The organism is Streptomyces sp. NPDC002092, from assembly GCF_053593775.1.
In genome coordinates this window covers 273,351-289,706 of record NZ_JBSFDG010000001.1, presented here as the reverse complement: position 1 = coordinate 289,706, position 16,356 = coordinate 273,351, and the positions used below count along the sequence as shown (strand labels likewise).

The window sequence follows — 16,356 nt, the reverse complement described above, 5'->3', positions numbered from 1 at the left end:
CGCGGCGTCCGGTGCGTGCGAGCGTGCGTGCCAGGCGTCGTGCGCCCGGCCGGGGACATGACACAGGCGCTGAGCGCAAAGGGGCCCTCATGGCGACGGAGATGCCTGCGGAGGCAAGAGCTGCCGAAGAGCGTTGGCGGCGCATGTGGAGCCATCGTGAGCAGCTGCTCAGGGTGGCCCGGCGCAGGTCGATGAGCCAGGAGGACGCCGAGGACGCGGTGCACGAGGCGATGCTGCGGGCTGCCGAGCGGCCGGATCTGGACGACGAGCGGCTCGGGGCGTGGCTGACGACGGTGACCATGCGGTTGTGCGTCGACCGCTACCGGCAGGTCAACCGGGAGGCCGAGGTGCGCACCAGTCCGACGCTGATCGCGCCCGGGCCGGTGCCGGTGGAGGAGGCCGTGTGCGACCGGGCGGAGGCCAGGTGGCTGGCGGTGCGCAGCGGTGAGCTGCCCGCGCGGCAGGCGGAGGCGCTGCGGCTGAAGTCCGAGGACCTGGACGTGAGCCAGGTCGCGGTGCGGATGGGGCTCAGCTACCGGACCGTCGAGTCGCTGCTGGCCCGGGCCCGGCGGACGCTGCGCGCCTCCCTGGCCGGGACACTCGGGTTCGTGCTGTTCCTGTTCGGGCGGGGGCGGCTGCGGGCGGGCGGCAAGGCGCAGGCGGTGGCGGTCGGGTCGACGGCGGCCACGCTGGTGGTGGCGGGTTTCGTCCTGCCGTACGCCCTGGACGGCGGCCACCCGGCGGCGACTCCCCCGCCGGCCGCGTCCCCCGCCCCCGGGAAGGCCGCCGAGACGGTACGCCCCGCAAGCGCCGGCCGCACGCCCAGCGCGAGCGTTCGCGAACTGCCGACGACCTCGGCACCGTCGCCCGGCAGCCACAACGGCTCCCTGCTCCCCCTGTCGGTCCCGCCCCTCCCGAAGGCGTCACTGTCCCCGGTCCCGGCGGTCCCCGAGGTCCCGAACGTCCCGAACCTGCCGAGCACCCCCGCCCTCTCCGCCCTGCCGGACGTCCCCACCCCGACGGCAACACTGCCCAGCCTCCCCCCGACTCCCGCCACCGCGTCCGTAGCGGTCTCGGTCCCCACACCGACGGCGACCGTGCTGCCGTAAAAGGCGGGCTCCTGCGGGCCCCGGCCCTTCTACGACAGGCTCCCTGTGGCCGGGTGCGGACTCGTCGTGGCTTGTCGCGCCCACGCGGCGGAGCCGCAAATTGACCACAGCCCCGCGCCCCTGAGGGGGTGCAGTCACCCAGCGCCAGCAGCAGCCGCCCAGGGGCGCGAGGAACAGCGCGACCAGCCGCGACGGCCCCGCAGCCGCCAACGCACCGCCGGGAGTGCCGGGTCCCCCGGGCCCCGCGAAAAAAATCCCCCTCTTCCGCGACGGACCCCCCGCCCCTCCCCGTAGAGCAGATGTCGGAGCTGCTCCACGGGCCGAGAGGTGGACCGGATGGGTGTCGAGATCTGTGTGGAAGGGCTGACCAAGTCCTTCGGTCACCAGGTCATCTGGCAGGACGTCTCGCTGACGCTGCCCGCCGGGGAGGTGTCCGTCATGCTCGGCCCCTCAGGCACCGGCAAGTCGGTGTTCCTCAAGACGCTCGTCGGGCTGCTGAAGCCGGAGCGGGGCAGCGTGAAGATCGCGGGGCGGGACATCACACGGCTGCGCGAGCACGAGCTGTACGAGGTGCGGAAGCTGTTCGGGGTGCTGTTCCAGGACGGCGCGCTGTTCGGTTCGATGAACCTCTACGACAACATCGCGTTCCCGCTGCGCGAGCACACCCGTAAGTCCGAGAGCGAGATCCGGCGCATCGTGCTGGAGAAGATGGACATGGTCGGGCTCATCGGCTCGGAGGCGAAGCTGCCCGGGGAGATATCCGGCGGCATGCGCAAGCGGGCGGGGCTGGCGCGGGCGCTGGTCCTCGATCCCGAGATCATTCTCTTCGACGAGCCGGACTCCGGGCTCGACCCCGTCCGCGTCGCCTATCTCAACCAGCTCATCGTCGACCTCAACGCCCAGATCGACGCGACCTTCCTGATCGTCACCCACGACATCGCCTCCGCCCGCACGGTGCCGGACAACATCGGGCTGCTCTTCCGCCGCGAGCTGGTCATGTTCGGGCCGCGGGAGGAGCTGCTGACCAGCGACGAGCCGGTCGTCAGGCAGTTCCTGAACGGGCGGATGCAGGGCCCGATCGGCATGGCGGAGGAGAAGGACGCCGCCCAGGTCGAGCAGGAGCTGGCCGCGCTGAGCGGCAGCGAGACCGCACAGTCACCCGGCAGCCGGGCTCTGACTCCCCGCCTGCTGCCGGGGCCGGGCATCACCCGGCCACCACGCTGGGAGGCGATCGCCCGCCGGGAGGCCGAACTGCGGCGCCGGAAGGCGGTGGCGGACGCATGAGACTGTCGCCGACCGGAGCACTGCGGCAGTCGGGGAACCTGTTCGCGATGGCGCTGGACGTCGTCCGGACGATGCCCCGACGGCCGTTCCAGGCAAGGGAGTTCGTCCAGCAGGCCTGGTTCGTCGCCAGTGTCACCATTCTGCCGACCGCCCTTGTGTCCATTCCCTTCGGGGCGGTCATCGCGCTGCAGATCGGCAGCCTCACGCGACAGCTCGGCGCCCAGTCCTTCTCGGGTGCCGCCTCGGTCCTGGCCGTGCTGCGCGAGGCCTCGCCGATCGTCACCGCACTGCTGATCGCGGGCGCCGGCGGCACCGCCATCTGCGCGGACCTCGGGGCCCGGAAGATCCGCGAGGAGATCGACGCCATGCAGGTCCTCGGCATCGATCCCATCCACCGGCTGGTCGTACCGCGGGTGCTGGCCTCGATGGTGGTGGCGGTGCTGCTCAACGGCCTGGTGTCGGTGGTCGGCGTCGCCGGCGGCTACTTCTTCAACGTCGTCCTGCAGAACGGCACCCCGGGCGCCTACCTCGCCTCCTTCACCACCCTCGCCCAGCTCTCCGACCTGTGGGCGGCGGAGATCAAGGCGCTGGTCTTCGGGGCGATCGCGGCGATCGTCGCCTCCTACAAGGGACTGACGGCGAAGGGCGGACCCAAGGGTGTGGGGGACGCCGTGAACCAGTCGGTGGTGATCACCTTCATGTTGCTGTTCGTGACGAACTTCGTGATGACCGCGGTGTATTTCCAGGTCGTCCCGCAGAGGGGTTGAGGCATGGCGCTGTTCAGCAGTCTGGAGGAGCTCGGCCGCCAACTCTCCTTCTACGGGCGGTCGTTGGCGTGGACGGGCCGTACCGTGCGCCGGTACAAGAAGGAGATCCTGCGGCTGCTCGCCGAGGTGAGCTTCGGCCGCGGCGCCCTCGCCGTCGTCGGCGGCACGGTCGGCGTGATCGCCTTTCTGTCCTTCTTCACCGGCACCGAGGTGGGACTCCAGGGGTACGCCGCGCTCAACCAGCTCGGCACCTCCAACTTCGTGGCGTTCCTCTCGGCGTACTTCAACACCCGGGAGATCGCCCCGCTGGTCGCCGGGCTCGCGCTGTCCGCGACCGTCGGTGCGGGCTTCACCGCCCAGCTCGGCGCGATGCGGATCAGCGAGGAGACCGACGCCCTGGAGGTCATGGGCGTGCCCTCGCTGCCGTTCCTGGTGACCACGCGGATGATCGCCGGGTTCGTGGCCGTGATCCCGCTGTACGTGATCGGGCTGCTGTCCTCCTACTTCGCCGCCCGCACGATCACCACCGGCTACTACGGGCAGTCGGCGGGCACCTACGACCACTACTTCCAGCAGTACCTGCCACCGGTCGACGTGCTGTGGTCCTTCGGGAAGGTGCTGGTCTTCGCCGTTCTGATCATCCTCGTGCACTGCTTCTACGGCTACTACGCGAGCGGCGGCCCGGCAGGGGTCGGCGTGGCGGTGGGCCGGGCCGTGCGGACCTCGATCGTGGCGATCAACGTCCTCGACTTCTTCCTTTCGTTGGCCATCTGGGGCGCCAACACGACCGTACGGATTGCGGGGTGAACCGTATGAGGGTCTGGAGACTGCGGTTGTACGGCGTGGTGTTCCTCGCCGTGCTCGCCCTGCTGCTGTCGTTGTCCGTCGCCGTGTACCGGCAGGCGTTCACGCCGGTCGTACGGATCAGGCTGGAGGCCGACAGCCTCGGCAACCAGCTCGACCCGCGCGCCGACGTCAAGCTGCGCGGCCTGCTGGTCGGCGAGGTGCGCTCGGTGCACTCCGACGGGCACCGGGCGACGCTCGACATCGCGCTCAAGCCGGAGTACGCCGCCGACATCCCGTCGGACGTACGGGCCAGGCTGCTGCCCAAGACGCTGTTCGGCGAGAAGTACGTCGACCTGGTCGCGCCCGCCCGCTCCTCGGCCCGGCCCATCCGCGCCGGTGACGTCATCACCCAGGACCGCACCCGCGTCGGCATCGAGCTGCAGCAGGTGATGAACGACCTGCTGCCGCTGCTGCGGACCGTGCAGCCCGGCAAGCTCGACGCCACGCTCTCCGCGTTCGCCACCGCCCTGGAAGGCCGCGGCGACCGGATCGGCGACAACCTCACGCGCGTGGAGGAGTATCTGCACCGCCTGAACCCCCATCTGCCGTCCCTCACCGAGGACTTCGCCCGGCTGGCCGACGTCGCCCAGGTGTACGGCGACGCGGCGCCGGACCTGATGGAGATCCTCCGCAACACCGTGACCACCAGCCGCACGCTGGTCGCGGACAAGGACCGGCTCGCGTCGGCCCTCACCACGACGGCCGGCGCCGCCGGCACCGCACAGGACTTCCTCGACGAGAACGGCGACCGGTTGATCACCCTGGGGCAGGTCTCCCGCCCGACCCTCGAACTCTTCGCCCGCTACTCCCCCGAGTACCCGTGCCTCTTCGCGGGGCTGGTCCACGAGGAGCAGGCCTCCGAGCAGGCGTTCCGGGGCGGCAAGATGCACATCACGCTCGAGGTCGTACGGCAGCAGGGGGCGTACCAGCCCGGGGAGGAGCCGCGCTACGCCGACCGGTCGGGGCCCGACTGCCGTGATCTGCCGCATCCTTCGGTGCCCGCACCGGGGTTCCATCTGAACGACGGCTCCCGGCCGGGCGGTTCGTCCGGTCCGCTCGGTGTCTCCGCCACCCGGGCCGAACAGCGGGCGGTCGGCTCGCTGGTATCGCCCGTGCTGGGGGTGCCCGCCGACGAGGTGCCGCCGGTCGCGACGCTGCTGTTCGGGCCGATGGCGCGCGGGACGGCGGTGAGCGTCGTATGAGGACCTCGGCAGCGCGGCAGACCGCCGCTCCCCTCATCAAGTTCAGTCTCTTCGCGCTGGTGACGATCGTGGCGACGGCCCTGCTCGCCGCCACCATCGTCAACCTCTCCTTCACTCCCGACCGCACCTACCGTGCCGTCTTCAGCGATGTCACCGGGCTGGAGAAGGGCGACGACATCCGGGTCGCCGGAGTGCGGGTCGGCCAGGTGCAGGGCATCCGGATCAAGGACCGTACGCTGGCGGAGATCACCTTCAGCGTCGGCGCCGACCGGCCGCTGCTCACCAGCACCCATGCCGTCATCCGCTACCGCAACCTGGTGGGGCAGCGCTACGTGGCCCTGACCGAGGGCGCGGGCGACGGCACCCCACTGAAGCCCGGCGGCACCATCCCGCTGGGGCGGACACAGCCCGCGCTGGACCTCAATGCCCTGCTGAACGGCTTCAAGCCGCTGTTCGCCGCGCTCAGCCCGCAGGACGTCAACCAGCTCGCCACCGAGATCATCAAGACGCTGCAGGGCGAGGGCGGCACCGTCAACAGCCTGCTGGCGCACACCGCCTCGCTCACCACGACCCTGGCCGGCCGGGACAAGCTGATCGGCTCGGTGATCGACAACCTCAACACCGTGCTGAAGACACTGGACCAGCGCGGCTCCCGGTTCTCCGAACTGCTCCTGCAGCTGCGGCGGGTGATCTCCGGCCTGTCCGCGGACCGGGGGCCCATCGGTCAGTCGCTGGTGAACATCGGCGATCTGACCGACGCCACCTCGGGACTGCTGAAGGACGCGCGGCCGCCGCTGAAGGACGACATCGCGGGGCTGACGGATCTCACCGGCACGCTGAACGACAACGAGAAGACCGTGGAGGGCGTCCTGCAGCGGCTGCCGAACAAGCTCAACGCACTGACGGGGACCGCGTCCTACGGCTCCTGGTTCAACTTCTACCTCTGCGACTTCGACGGCCGGATCGTGCTGCCGAAGACGAAGCAGGCGCTCACCCCCGATCTGCACGTGGCGAGGGCGAGGTGCGGATCATGAGCCGAAAGATTCGCCCGGAACCGCTGATGAAGGTCCGCATCGACCCGCCGAAGCTGCCGAGGCCACGGCTGCCACGGCGTACGCCGCGTCCGCGGGGGCCGGAACCGCTGATGAAGGTGCGCATCGAGCCGCCTCGCCTACGGCGCCGGAAGCCACAACCGCAGCCGCAGCCGCAGCCGCGCCCGGCAACACCGCGCCCGCAGCCCATGATGAAGGTGCGCATCGACCCGCCCAAGCTGCCGCGCATGCGGATACGGCGGCCCCGCCTGATCCCGTTCCGCGAACGCAACCCGGTGGTCGTCGGGGCCGTCGGTCTCACCGTCCTCGCGCTGCTGACGGTGGCCGCGTTCAACGCCGACAGCCTGCCCTTCATCGGCGGCGGCACCACCTACGGCGCGGCCTTCTCGGAGGCGGGCGGGCTCAAGCCCGGTGACGAGGTGCGGATCGCCGGGGTGAAGGTCGGCAAGGTCGAGACCGTCGACCTGGACGGCGACCACGTCAAGGTCACCTTCAAGGTCAAGGGCGATCCGCACTTCGGCACCGACACCGGCGCGTCGATCCGGATCAAGACGATCCTCGGCGCGAAGTACCTCGCGCTGCAGCCCGCGGGGCCGGGCCAGTTGCGGGCGGGCAGCGAGATCCCGCTCAGGCGCACCGTTGCGGCGTACGACGTCGTGCAGGCGTTCAGCGATCTGACCACCACCACGGAGAAGGTCGACACCGGGCGGCTCGCGAAGGCCCTGGACACCATCTCCACCACCTTCCAGGACTCGCCCGCCGAAGTCCGCGCGTCCATCAAGGGCCTGTCGGAGATCTCCCGCACGGTCGCCTCCCGCGACCAGGCCCTCGGTGAGCTCCTCGACCACGCGAACGGCACGACCGGCGTGCTCGCCGACCGCTCCAAGGACTTCACCGCCCTGGTCAAGGACGGCGACCAGCTGTTCCGGGAGATCAGCAGGCGGCGCGAGGCGATCCACAAGCTGCTGAAGACCTCCGCCGCGCTCGGCATCGAGCTCTCCGGACTGGTCCAGGACAACGAGAAGGAGATCGGGCCCGCGCTTGAGGGCCTGAAGCGTGTGGTGCAGATGCTCGAACGCAACCAGGCAAGCCTCGACCGCAGCGTGCGGCTGCTCGCGCCGTATGTGCGTGTCTTCACCAACGCCCTGGGCAACGGCCGTTGGTTCGACTCCTACGTCCAGAACCTCGTCGCCGCGCCGGTGACACCCCGGACGGGAGGCACCCCGTGAAACGCCTGACGAGACGCCTGGCGGTGCTCACCGCACTCGCCCTGGTCGCCGCCCTCACCTATGTGCTGTGGCCGCGGCCCGAGCCGGTGCGCATCACCGCGTACTTCCCGCGCACGGTCGGCATCTACCCCGGCTCGGACGTCCGCGTCCTCGGTGTCCGCATCGGCGAGGTCGAGAAGATCACGCCCGAGGGCGAGCGGGTGCGGGTGGAGCTGGAGTACGACCACGGGCGCAAGGTGCCCGCCGACGCCCAAGCCGCGATCATCAACTCCTCGGTGGTCAGCGACCGTTATGTGCAGCTGCTGCCGGTGTACCGCAAGGGCCCGGTCATGCACAGCGGTGCCGTCATACCCGAGAACCGCACCGCCGTGCCCGTGGAACTGGACCGGATCTTCGACAGCCTGCACACCACGGCCGAAGCGCTGGGCCCCAAGGGCGCCAACAAGGACGGCTCCCTCTCCCGGCTGCTCGGGGTGAGCGCCGACAACCTCGGCGGGCAGGGCGCGAACCTCAACCGGACGGTCCGGGACCTGTCGCAGGCGGTCACCACCCTGTCCGACGGGCGCAAGGACCTGTTCGGGACGGTGCGGAACCTCCAGGTGTTCACCGCGGCGCTGGCGGCCGACGACAAGAGCGTGCGGTCCTTCGACACCAGCCTCGCCGACGTCGCGCAGCAGCTCTCGGGCGAGCGTCAGGACCTCGCGGACGCGCTCACGAACCTGGGGACGGCGCTCGCCGACGTGTCCGCCTTCGTGAAGAACAACAAGAAGTCGCTGACCACGGACGTGAAGGGCCTCAGCAAGGTGACCAAGGTGCTCGTCACCCAACGGGCCGCCCTGGACGAGCTGTTGCGGGTCGCGCCCACGGGCCTGTCGAACCTCAACAACGCCTACAACCCGTCCTCCGGCACCCTCGACACCCGCAACAACGCCCAGCAGGCACAGGACCCGGCGTCGCTGCTGTGCTCGATCCTGCAAACGACCGGCGACGCGGGTGGCAGGAACCCCGACTGCAAACAGCTGAAGAAGCTCTTCGACTCGCTGCCCGAACTGCCCACGCAGGGCACCGCGGTGACCGGCACGGTCGACCGCACACTCGGCGGGATCCTGGGGGCGAGCGCATGAGCGCCCGACGCAGGGCCGGGGCGCTCGCCTGGGCGGCGGCCGGTTCGCTGCTGCTGTCCGGCTGCGAGTTCAACGGCTGGTACGACGTCCCACTGCCCGGCGGCGCGGCCGACGACGGACACGCCTACCACGTAACCGTCGACTTCCGTGACGTCCTCGACCTGGTGCCGCAGTCCGCGGTGAAGGTCGACGACGTCACCGTGGGCGCGGTGGAGAAGGTGGAGCTGGACGGCTGGCACGCGCGCGTGCGGCTGCGGGTCGCCGACTCGGTGAAGCTGCCCGCGAACGCGGTCGCCGAGCTGCGGCAGACCAGTCTGCTCGGCGAGAAGTACGTGGCGCTCGCCGCCCCGACCGGCACCGCCCCCGTGGGCCGGCTCCGCGACGGCGACCGCATCCCGCTCTCCCGCAGCGGCCGCAACCCGGAGGTCGAGGAGGTGCTCTCCGCCCTGTCCGCCCTGCTCAACGGCGGTGGGGTCGCCCAGCTGAAGACGATCACCGTGGAGCTGAACAAGGCCCTGGACGGCCGGGAGAACCGGGTCAGATCACTGCTGAAGGAGCTGAACACGTTCGTCGGCGGACTCGACAAGCAGAAGGCCGACATCATCCGCGCGATCAAGGCCGTCGACCGGCTCGCGGGACGGCTCGGCAAGGAGAAGAAGACCATCGCGGAGGCCGTCGACACGATGCCGCCCGCCCTGAAGGTCCTCGCCGACCAGCGGCGCAACCTGACGAAGATGCTCACCGCCCTGTCGAAGCTCGGCACGGCGGGCACCAAGGTGGTCAATGCCTCGCACGACGACACGGTCGCCAACCTCAGGGAACTCCGGCCGATCCTGCAGCAGCTGAACAAGTCGGGCAACGACCTGCCCAACTCCCTCGAGCTGCTGACCACTTACCCGTTCCCACGCAACGCCATGGACGCCGTCAAGGGCGACTACGTCAACCTGCACATCACCGCGGATCTCAATCTGGCGGACCTGTACGGGAATCTGGCAGGCGGCAACTCCGGCCATGGCAGCGGCAGTTCGCCGACGCCGGGCGGCCCCACCGCACCGGGCCTCCCGCATGTGCCGAGCGTCCCGACGCCGGTACCGCTGCCCAGCACACCGAGCCTGCCGTCGTCGCCCTCCGTCCCGACGTCACCCTCGGGCGGCGGCGGGCCGCTGTGCCCGCCGGTGTGCACGAGCAGCTACACCACCGGAGCGAAGCCGCCCGAGGGCATCGACCTCGCGCTCGCCGAGCTGATGCTGAAGGGGGTCCAGCCGTGATCACTCGTACGGTCAAGGCCCAGCTGGTGGCCTTCGCCGCCGTCACCGCGGTCGGGGTGTCCTACGTCGGCGCCCGGTACACCGGCCTGGTGGACGACGTCCTGGGCCGCGGCTACACCGTGCAGGCCGACTTCGCCGACTCCGGGGGCATCTTCCCCGGCGCGGAGGTCACCTACCGCGGGGTGCCCGTGGGCAAGGTCGGCGCGCTGCGGCTGAGCGGCTCCGGGGGCGTCTCGGTCGCCCTCGACATCAAGGAAGGGGCGCCGCGCATCCCGGCGGACACCCTCGCGGTGGTGGCGGACCGCTCGGCGGTGGGCGAGCAGTACGTCGATCTGCAGCCGCGCACCTCGCACGGCCCGTACCTGCTCGACGGCAGCGCCATCCCGCGCGGCAGCACACGCGTGCCGCTGCCCACGACGGAGCTGGTCCTGAGCCTGGACCGGCTGGTGAACTCGGTCGGCAAGAACGACCTACGGGTCACCGTCGACGAGCTGGGCAAGGCCTTCGACGGCACCGGCCCGAACCTGAGCCGCCTGGTGGACTCGGGCAACGCGCTCGTGGAGTCGGCGTCCCAGTCCCTGCCCGAGACGATCTCGCTGATCGAGAACTCGCGGAAGGTCCTCAAGACACAGGCCGACCAGGGCTCGTCCATCAAGTCGTTCGCGCACGATCTGGCGGCGCTCAGCGCGCAGTTGAAGTCGAGCGACGGGGACCTGCGCAAGGTGATCGGCAACGCGACACCGGCCGCGCAGCAGGTCGACTCGCTGCTGAAGTCGACCGGCCCCGGCCTTTCGGTCCTGCTGGCCAACCTGATCAGCGGTGGCCAGGTCACCCGGGCGCATCTGCCCGGTGTGGAGCAGGCCCTCGTCACCTTCCCGGCGCTGGTCGCGGGCAGCTACACGGTCGTCCCGGGCGACGGCACCACCCACTTCGGGCTGGTGGTGAACGCCAATGACCCGCCGCCCTGTACCAAGGGGTACGGCACCACCTGGCGCGACCCCTCGGACACCAGCACCCGTGCGGCCGACACCGGCGCGCACTGCGCCGCCCCGCGCGGCGGCAAGACGTCGGTGCGGGGCGCACAGAACGCCCCTGGTGGGTCATCCGGCGGCGCGAACCAGGCGGCGTACATCACGCCGTACGACCCGGACACCGGCACCGCGACCGGTCCGGACGGAAGGCCCGTCGAGATCGGCTCGACGGGCGGCCAGCAGACGGTGTTCGGAAAGGAGTCGTGGCAATGGCTGCTCGTCGGCCCGATGGCATGAACAGGGTCCTGACGGTGGGGCTGGTCGCGGCGACCGTCCTCACCGCCGCGGTCGCCGGCTGGTTCGGCTTCGCGGTGCACGACCGGCATGAGACGGAACAGCGGCGCCAGGACCTCCTGGCCGCTGCCCGCCAGTCCGCGCTGAACTTCACCTCGCTCGACTACCGGCACTACGCCCGGGACAGCGCGAACGTCCTCAAGGGCGCCACCGGTGACTTCAAGAAGCAGTTCACCGCGCAGACGGCACAGCTGACCAAGCTCGTCGCCGAGAACAGGTCGGTGTCCGAGGGGCAGGTCCTGGACGCCGGCATCGTCCGCTCCGACGCCGACTCGGGCCGCGTCCTGGTGGTCGCCGACAGCAAGGTCACCAACACCGCCGCGCCCCAGGGGCAGGCGCGCACCTACCGGCTGCAGCTCGACCTGGTGTACCGGGGCGGGCGCTGGCTGACCTCCGACGTCGAGTTCGTGGGCTGACGGGCCCCCAGTGAGGAGTACGACCATGGCGAACCCGACCACCCGGAGCCGCACGATGAGCGCGGCCGCCCGTGCGGCGGCCAAGCGCGCCAAGCGGGTGGAGTACCTGCAGCGGCCCGAGCCGCCGGCCCCGGACAGCTGGGACGACCCGCCGGAGCCGTCACCGGAGCCGCTGGAGCAGGATCCGGACACCCTGGCGGAGCCTGAGGGGAGCGCGCCCCCGCCCAGGCCCCGGCGGCGGCTGCTTCCCGCGGTGCTCGGCGTCCCGCTGGTCGCGGCTCTCGTCGCCGCCTCGCTGCTCGGGTGGCAGTACGCGCAGGGACGGCAGGCGGAGAGCGCACGGTCGCAGGCCCTCGCGGCGGCGAAGAACGCGGCGCCGGTCGTGCTGTCGTACGACTACCGGCATCTGGACCAGGACTTCGCCCGGGCCCGCACGCTGCTGACCGGGCACTTCAGGGACCAGTACGGGAAGACCACGACCACGGTGGTCGGGCCGACCGCCCGGAAGTACCACGGGGTGGTGAAGGCGACCGTCCCCGCGGCCTCCGTCGCCTCCGTCTCGCCGGACAAGGTCACGGTTCTGCTCTTCGTCAACCAGGTCACGCAGAGCACCCAGGTCTCCGGCTCCCGGCTCGACCTCAACCGGGTGCGGATGACGATGAGCCGTACCTCCGAGGGCTGGAAGGTGAGCGCCGTCGACGCCCTGTGATCAGCCGCTTCACCGTGCCCCCGAGCCCTGTGCGCGGGGGCACTTTTTTGTCCGCGCTTCGCCGGGCGCTCTTGACAGTCCTCCCTGACCACAGGCAGTCTTCCATTAAGCAGAAATCAACTTCCGCTATACGGAATAGCAGGAAGAGCCACAGTCACCACGGAAGGGAGCGCCGACCCCGATGGGATTCGCAGAGCAGCGCTTCAACGTCAACCTGTCGATCCTCTTCACGGAACTCCCGCTCCTGGAGCGCCCCGCGGCCGCCGCCGCGGCCGGCTTCACCGCGGTCGAGCTGTGGTGGCCCTGGGTCGATTCCCCCACCCCCGAGCAGTCCGAGCTCGACGCCCTGAAGCAGGCGATCGAGGACGCGGGCGTCCAGCTCACGGGTCTGAACTTCTACGCCGGACAGCTCCCCGGCCCCGATCGCGGCGCCCTGTCGATCCCCGGCGAGGAGTCGGAGAAGTTCCGCGCCAACATCGAGGTGGCCGCGGAATTCGCCCGGTCGCTCGGCACCAAGGCGCTCAACGCGCTCTACGGCAACCGCGTCGAGGGCGTGGACCCGGCAGAGCAGGACGCGCTTGCCCTGGAGAACCTGGTCCTCGCGGCCCGCGCCGCCGACCGGATCGGCGCGATCCTGCTGATCGAGACGCTCAACCAGCCCGAGTCGCCGCTGTACCCGCTGGTGTCCGCACCGGCCGGCATCGGCATCGTCGACAAGGTCAACGCCGCGACGGGGCTCGGCAACGCGAAGTTCCTCATGGACCTCTACCACCTGTCCATGAACGGCGAGGACCTGCCTTCGGTGATCGAGCAGTACGCGGCGCAGACGGGCCACGTGCAAATCGCGGACAACCCGGGCCGCGGGGCACCGGGAACGGGCTCGCTCCCGCTGGAGGAGCTCCTCGACCAGCTGAAGAAGTCCGGTTACGAGGGGTGGGTCGGGCTGGAGTACAAGCCGGGCGACCGGCCCAGTGCGGAGGCCTTCGACTGGCTGCCGGTGGAGTACCGCGCCGCTCGGTGACGGTGCCGTCGGCTGGGGGCTGCCGCCCCCGGGCCCCCGCTTCGGCCTGAACGGCCTCGTCCTCGAACGCCGGACGGGCTGGATCTAGGCCCCAACTCACAGACGCAGCATCGCAGTTCAGAGAGGTACCCCCAATCATGAGCACCCTTCCCAAGATCGCCTGGATCGGCCTCGGCATCATGGGCTCCCCCATGTCCGAGAACCTGATCAAGGCGGGTTACGACGTCACCGGGTTCACCCTGGAGCAGGACAAGCTGGACCGCCTGGCCGCCGCCGGCGGCACCGTGGCCGGATCCATCGCCGAGGCCGTGCGCGACGCCGACGTGATCATCACGATGGTGCCCGCGTCGCCGCAGGTCGAGGCCATTGCCTACGGCCCCGACGGCATCCTCGAGAACGCCCGCTCCGGCGCACTGCTGATCGACATGTCGTCCATCACGCCGCAGACCTCCGTGGACCTGGCGAAGGACGCCGCGGACAAGGGCGTCCGGGTGCTGGACGCGCCGGTGTCCGGCGGCGAGGCCGGCGCCGTCGAGGCCGTACTGTCGATCATGGTCGGCGGCGAGCAGGCCGACTTCGACCTCGCGAAGCCGATCCTGGAGGCGCTCGGCAAGACCATCGTGCTGTGCGGTCCGCACGGCTCCGGGCAGACCGTGAAGGCCGCCAACCAGCTGATCGTCGCCGTGAACATCCAGGCGTGCGCCGAGGCCGTGGTCTTCCTGGAGAAGTCCGGCGTGGACCTCAAGGCGGCGCTGGACGTCCTCAACGGCGGCCTGGCGGGCTCGACCGTGCTGACACGGAAGAAGGACAACTTCCTCACCCGCGACTTCAAGCCGGGCTTCCGTATCGACCTGCACCACAAGGACATGGGCATCGTCACCGACGCGGCCCGCAACGTCGGCGCCGCCCTGCCCGTCGGTGCCGTGGTCGCCCAGCTGGTCGCCAGCCTGCGTGCGCAGGGCGACGGCGGCCTGGACCACTCGGCCCTGCTGCGGGCGGTCGAGCGCCTCTCGGGCGCTCAGCTCTGAGACTTCCGGGTCGCGGCGCCGCTGACATCTGCCCTGTCGCGCCCAGGCGGCGCCGCGACCCGGAATCACCTTCAACAAACTGTTGACGCTCGACCCGCCCACTCTTAGGCTCCACAAAGCGGAAACAAGTTTCCGCTGACACCCGCACGGAAGGTCCACGATGTCGAAGCGCGTGCTCACGGCGAGAACTCTCACTACGGAGTCCGGCGCCCCGGTCGCAGACAACCAGCATTCCGCCTCCGCCGGCATCGGCGGCCCGCTCCTGCTCCAGGACCAGCACCTCCTGGAGAAGCTGGCGCGCTTCAACCGCGAGCGCATCCCGGAGCGCGTGGTGCACGCCCGCGGCTCGGGCGCCTACGGCTACTTCGAGGTGACGGACGACGTCACCGGGTTCACGTACGCCGACTTCCTGAGCACGGTCGGCAAGCGCACCGAGGTCTTCCTGCGCTTCTCGACGGTGGCCGACTCGCTGGGCGGCGCGGACGCGGTCCGCGACCCGCGCGGTTTCGCGGTCAAGTTCTATACCGAAGAGGGCAATTACGACCTCGTCGGGAACAACACCCCGGTGTTCTTCATCAAGGACCCGATCAAGTTCCCGGACTTCATCCACTCGCAGAAGCGCGACCCGTTCACGGGCCGTCAGGAGCCGGACAACGTCTGGGACTTCTGGGCGCACTCCCCCGAGGCCACGCACCAGGTGACCTGGCTGATGGGCGACCGCGGCATCCCGGCCTCGTACCGCCACATGAACGGCTACGGCTCGCACACCTACCAGTGGACCAACGCCGACGGCGAGGTCTTCTTCGTCAAGTACCACTTCAAGACCAACCAGGGCGTCCGCTCGCTGTCCTCCGAGCAGGCCGCCGAGATCGCGGGCAAGGACCCGAACTCGCACCAGACGGACCTGCTGCAGGCCATCGAGCGCGGGGTGAACCCCTCCTGGACCCTCTACGTCCAGATCATGCCGGCGGCCGAGGCGGCGGACTACCGCTTCAATCCCTTCGACCTCACCAAGGTGTGGCCGCACCAGGACTACCCGCTGCAGCGCGTGGGCCGCCTGGTCCTGGACCGCAACCCGGACAACGTCTTCGCCGAGGTCGAGCAGGCCGCCTTCTCCCCGAACAACTTCGTCCCGGGCATCGGTCCCTCGCCCGACAAGATGCTCCAGGGCCGCCTCTTCGCCTACGCGGACGCCCACCGCTACCGCCTGGGCGTCAACCACACCCTGCTCGCGGTGAACGCGCCGAAGGCGACGACCGCGCAGAACTACGGCCGCGACGGCTTCATGGCGGTCAACGGCCAGGGCCGCGGCGCGAAGAACTACGAGCCGAACTCCTACGACGGCCCGGTGGAGACCGGCCGCCCCCTGTCCGCCCCGCTGGCGGTGACCGGCCACACGGGCACCCACGAGGCCCCGCTGCACACCAAGGACGACGACTTCTTCCAGGCGGGCGAGCTGTACCGCCTGATGTCCGCGGACGAGAAGTCGCGTCTGATCGCCAACATCGCCGGCGGCCTCTCCCAGGTCTCCCGCGACGACGTGATCGAGAAGAACCTGGCCCACTTCCACGCCGCCGACCCGGAGTACGGCAAGCGCGTGGAGGAGGCGGTCCGCGCCCTGCGCGAGGACTGACCCACAGGCGGCCCGCGACCGCCGGACGGCCCGGATGAGGGGTGGCCGGCCGGCGGTGGCGGGCTGGGGCCTGTCGTCAAATTCGCGTCGTCCGCCCGGAGGGCGGGCCGCGCGGCGGCATGGGGGTCCCCCCGCGCGAGGTTGTTCGAGCGTGGGGGAGCGTGCGATCGCAAGGCGCCGGAGCGCCCTCGTGGCGGAGCCACGTGGGCGGTTCGGCAACGCGGCGAGCGCGCGTGCCAGGCGTCGCCGGGCAGGCGGGAATTTGACGACAGGCCCCGAGGCAAGGACCGCGGCGGCGTGCGAGCCAGTGCGGTGGTGAAGGTTCCGGGCACTGCTTCTTCGA

The 16,356-nt window shown here is 70.5% G+C and carries 15 protein-coding genes; all 15 read left to right on the top strand.

Going from position 1 to position 16,356, the window contains the following annotated elements; genetic code table 11:
- Positions 1-89: 89 nt before the first annotated feature.
- The gene (locus tag ACWCRD_RS01280) at positions 90-1,109 is read left to right on the top strand and encodes a sigma-70 family RNA polymerase sigma factor (protein ID WP_450963894.1); all 1,020 of its coding nucleotides are present in this window, start codon (positions 90-92) and stop codon (positions 1,107-1,109) included.
- 336 nt (positions 1,110-1,445) lie between these two features.
- Positions 1,446-2,393: an ABC transporter ATP-binding protein gene (locus tag ACWCRD_RS01275; protein ID WP_450963893.1), complete on the top strand. Its 948-nt coding sequence runs from the start codon at positions 1,446-1,448 to the stop codon at positions 2,391-2,393.
- The gene (locus ACWCRD_RS01270) at positions 2,390-3,160 is read left to right on the top strand and encodes an MlaE family ABC transporter permease (protein WP_450963892.1); all 771 of its coding nucleotides are present in this window, start codon (positions 2,390-2,392) and stop codon (positions 3,158-3,160) included. The genes ACWCRD_RS01275 and ACWCRD_RS01270 overlap by 4 nt, the downstream gene beginning before the upstream one ends.
- A gap of 3 nt (positions 3,161-3,163) precedes the next feature.
- Positions 3,164-3,967 (top strand): MlaE family ABC transporter permease, encoded by an 804-nt coding sequence (locus ACWCRD_RS01265; RefSeq protein WP_450963891.1) that lies wholly within the window; start codon positions 3,164-3,166, stop codon positions 3,965-3,967.
- Positions 3,968-3,972: 5 nt separating this feature from the next.
- Positions 3,973-5,208, top strand: a complete 1,236-nt coding sequence (locus ACWCRD_RS01260) for an MCE family protein (protein WP_450963890.1) — start codon at positions 3,973-3,975, stop codon at positions 5,206-5,208.
- The gene (locus ACWCRD_RS01255; RefSeq protein WP_450963889.1) at positions 5,205-6,242 is read left to right on the top strand and encodes an MCE family protein; all 1,038 of its coding nucleotides are present in this window, start codon (positions 5,205-5,207) and stop codon (positions 6,240-6,242) included. The genes ACWCRD_RS01260 and ACWCRD_RS01255 overlap by 4 nt, the downstream gene beginning before the upstream one ends.
- 266 nt (positions 6,243-6,508) lie before the next feature.
- Entirely contained in the window at positions 6,509-7,489 is a 981-nt protein-coding gene (locus tag ACWCRD_RS01250; RefSeq protein WP_450964348.1) for an MCE family protein, read from the top strand.
- Positions 7,486-8,613 (top strand): MCE family protein, encoded by a 1,128-nt coding sequence (locus ACWCRD_RS01245; protein ID WP_450963888.1) that lies wholly within the window; start codon positions 7,486-7,488, stop codon positions 8,611-8,613. Before ACWCRD_RS01250 ends, ACWCRD_RS01245 begins: the two co-directional genes overlap by 4 nt.
- Positions 8,610-9,881 carry an MCE family protein gene (locus tag ACWCRD_RS01240; RefSeq protein WP_450963887.1) on the top strand — a complete coding sequence of 424 codons (1,272 nt, stop codon included), beginning with the start codon at positions 8,610-8,612 and terminating at the stop codon, positions 9,879-9,881. The genes ACWCRD_RS01245 and ACWCRD_RS01240 overlap by 4 nt, the downstream gene beginning before the upstream one ends.
- Positions 9,878-11,149, top strand: coding sequence for an MCE family protein (locus tag ACWCRD_RS01235; RefSeq protein ID WP_450963886.1), 1,272 nt, complete (start codon positions 9,878-9,880; stop codon positions 11,147-11,149). The genes ACWCRD_RS01240 and ACWCRD_RS01235 overlap by 4 nt, the downstream gene beginning before the upstream one ends.
- The gene (locus ACWCRD_RS01230; protein WP_450963885.1) at positions 11,122-11,622 is read left to right on the top strand and encodes a hypothetical protein; all 501 of its coding nucleotides are present in this window, start codon (positions 11,122-11,124) and stop codon (positions 11,620-11,622) included. The genes ACWCRD_RS01235 and ACWCRD_RS01230 overlap by 28 nt, the downstream gene beginning before the upstream one ends.
- 25 nt (positions 11,623-11,647) lie before the next feature.
- On the top strand, positions 11,648-12,331 hold the full coding sequence (locus tag ACWCRD_RS01225) for a hypothetical protein (RefSeq protein WP_450963884.1): 684 nt from the start codon (positions 11,648-11,650) through the stop codon (positions 12,329-12,331).
- A gap of 181 nt (positions 12,332-12,512) precedes the next feature.
- Positions 12,513-13,352 carry a TIM barrel protein gene (locus ACWCRD_RS01220; protein ID WP_450963883.1) on the top strand — a complete coding sequence of 280 codons (840 nt, stop codon included), beginning with the start codon at positions 12,513-12,515 and terminating at the stop codon, positions 13,350-13,352.
- 137 nt (positions 13,353-13,489) lie between these two features.
- Positions 13,490-14,380, top strand: a complete 891-nt coding sequence (locus ACWCRD_RS01215; RefSeq protein WP_450963882.1) for a 2-hydroxy-3-oxopropionate reductase — start codon at positions 13,490-13,492, stop codon at positions 14,378-14,380.
- A gap of 160 nt (positions 14,381-14,540) precedes the next feature.
- Positions 14,541-16,013 (top strand): catalase, encoded by a 1,473-nt coding sequence (locus tag ACWCRD_RS01210; protein ID WP_450963881.1) that lies wholly within the window; start codon positions 14,541-14,543, stop codon positions 16,011-16,013.
- Positions 16,014-16,356 lie beyond the last annotated feature (343 nt).

What these genes read in the sequence shown, in the direction of transcription:
- ACWCRD_RS01280 (WP_450963894.1), top strand. Translation starts at nt 90, where the DNA reads ATGGCGACGGAGATGCCTGCGGAGGCAAGAGCTGCCGAAGAGCGTTGG.
- ACWCRD_RS01275 (WP_450963893.1), top strand. Translation starts at nt 1,446, where the DNA reads ATGGGTGTCGAGATCTGTGTGGAAGGGCTGACCAAGTCCTTCGGTCAC.
- ACWCRD_RS01270 (WP_450963892.1), top strand. Translation starts at nt 2,390, where the DNA reads ATGAGACTGTCGCCGACCGGAGCACTGCGGCAGTCGGGGAACCTGTTC.
- ACWCRD_RS01265 (WP_450963891.1), top strand. Translation starts at nt 3,164, where the DNA reads ATGGCGCTGTTCAGCAGTCTGGAGGAGCTCGGCCGCCAACTCTCCTTC.
- ACWCRD_RS01260 (WP_450963890.1), top strand. Translation starts at nt 3,973, where the DNA reads ATGAGGGTCTGGAGACTGCGGTTGTACGGCGTGGTGTTCCTCGCCGTG.
- ACWCRD_RS01255 (WP_450963889.1), top strand. Translation starts at nt 5,205, where the DNA reads ATGAGGACCTCGGCAGCGCGGCAGACCGCCGCTCCCCTCATCAAGTTC.
- ACWCRD_RS01240 (WP_450963887.1), top strand. Translation starts at nt 8,610, where the DNA reads ATGAGCGCCCGACGCAGGGCCGGGGCGCTCGCCTGGGCGGCGGCCGGT.
- ACWCRD_RS01230 (WP_450963885.1), top strand. Translation starts at nt 11,122, where the DNA reads ATGGCTGCTCGTCGGCCCGATGGCATGAACAGGGTCCTGACGGTGGGG.
- ACWCRD_RS01225 (WP_450963884.1), top strand. Translation starts at nt 11,648, where the DNA reads ATGGCGAACCCGACCACCCGGAGCCGCACGATGAGCGCGGCCGCCCGT.
- ACWCRD_RS01220 (WP_450963883.1), top strand. Translation starts at nt 12,513, where the DNA reads ATGGGATTCGCAGAGCAGCGCTTCAACGTCAACCTGTCGATCCTCTTC.
- ACWCRD_RS01215 (WP_450963882.1), top strand. Translation starts at nt 13,490, where the DNA reads ATGAGCACCCTTCCCAAGATCGCCTGGATCGGCCTCGGCATCATGGGC.
- ACWCRD_RS01210 (WP_450963881.1), top strand. Translation starts at nt 14,541, where the DNA reads ATGTCGAAGCGCGTGCTCACGGCGAGAACTCTCACTACGGAGTCCGGC.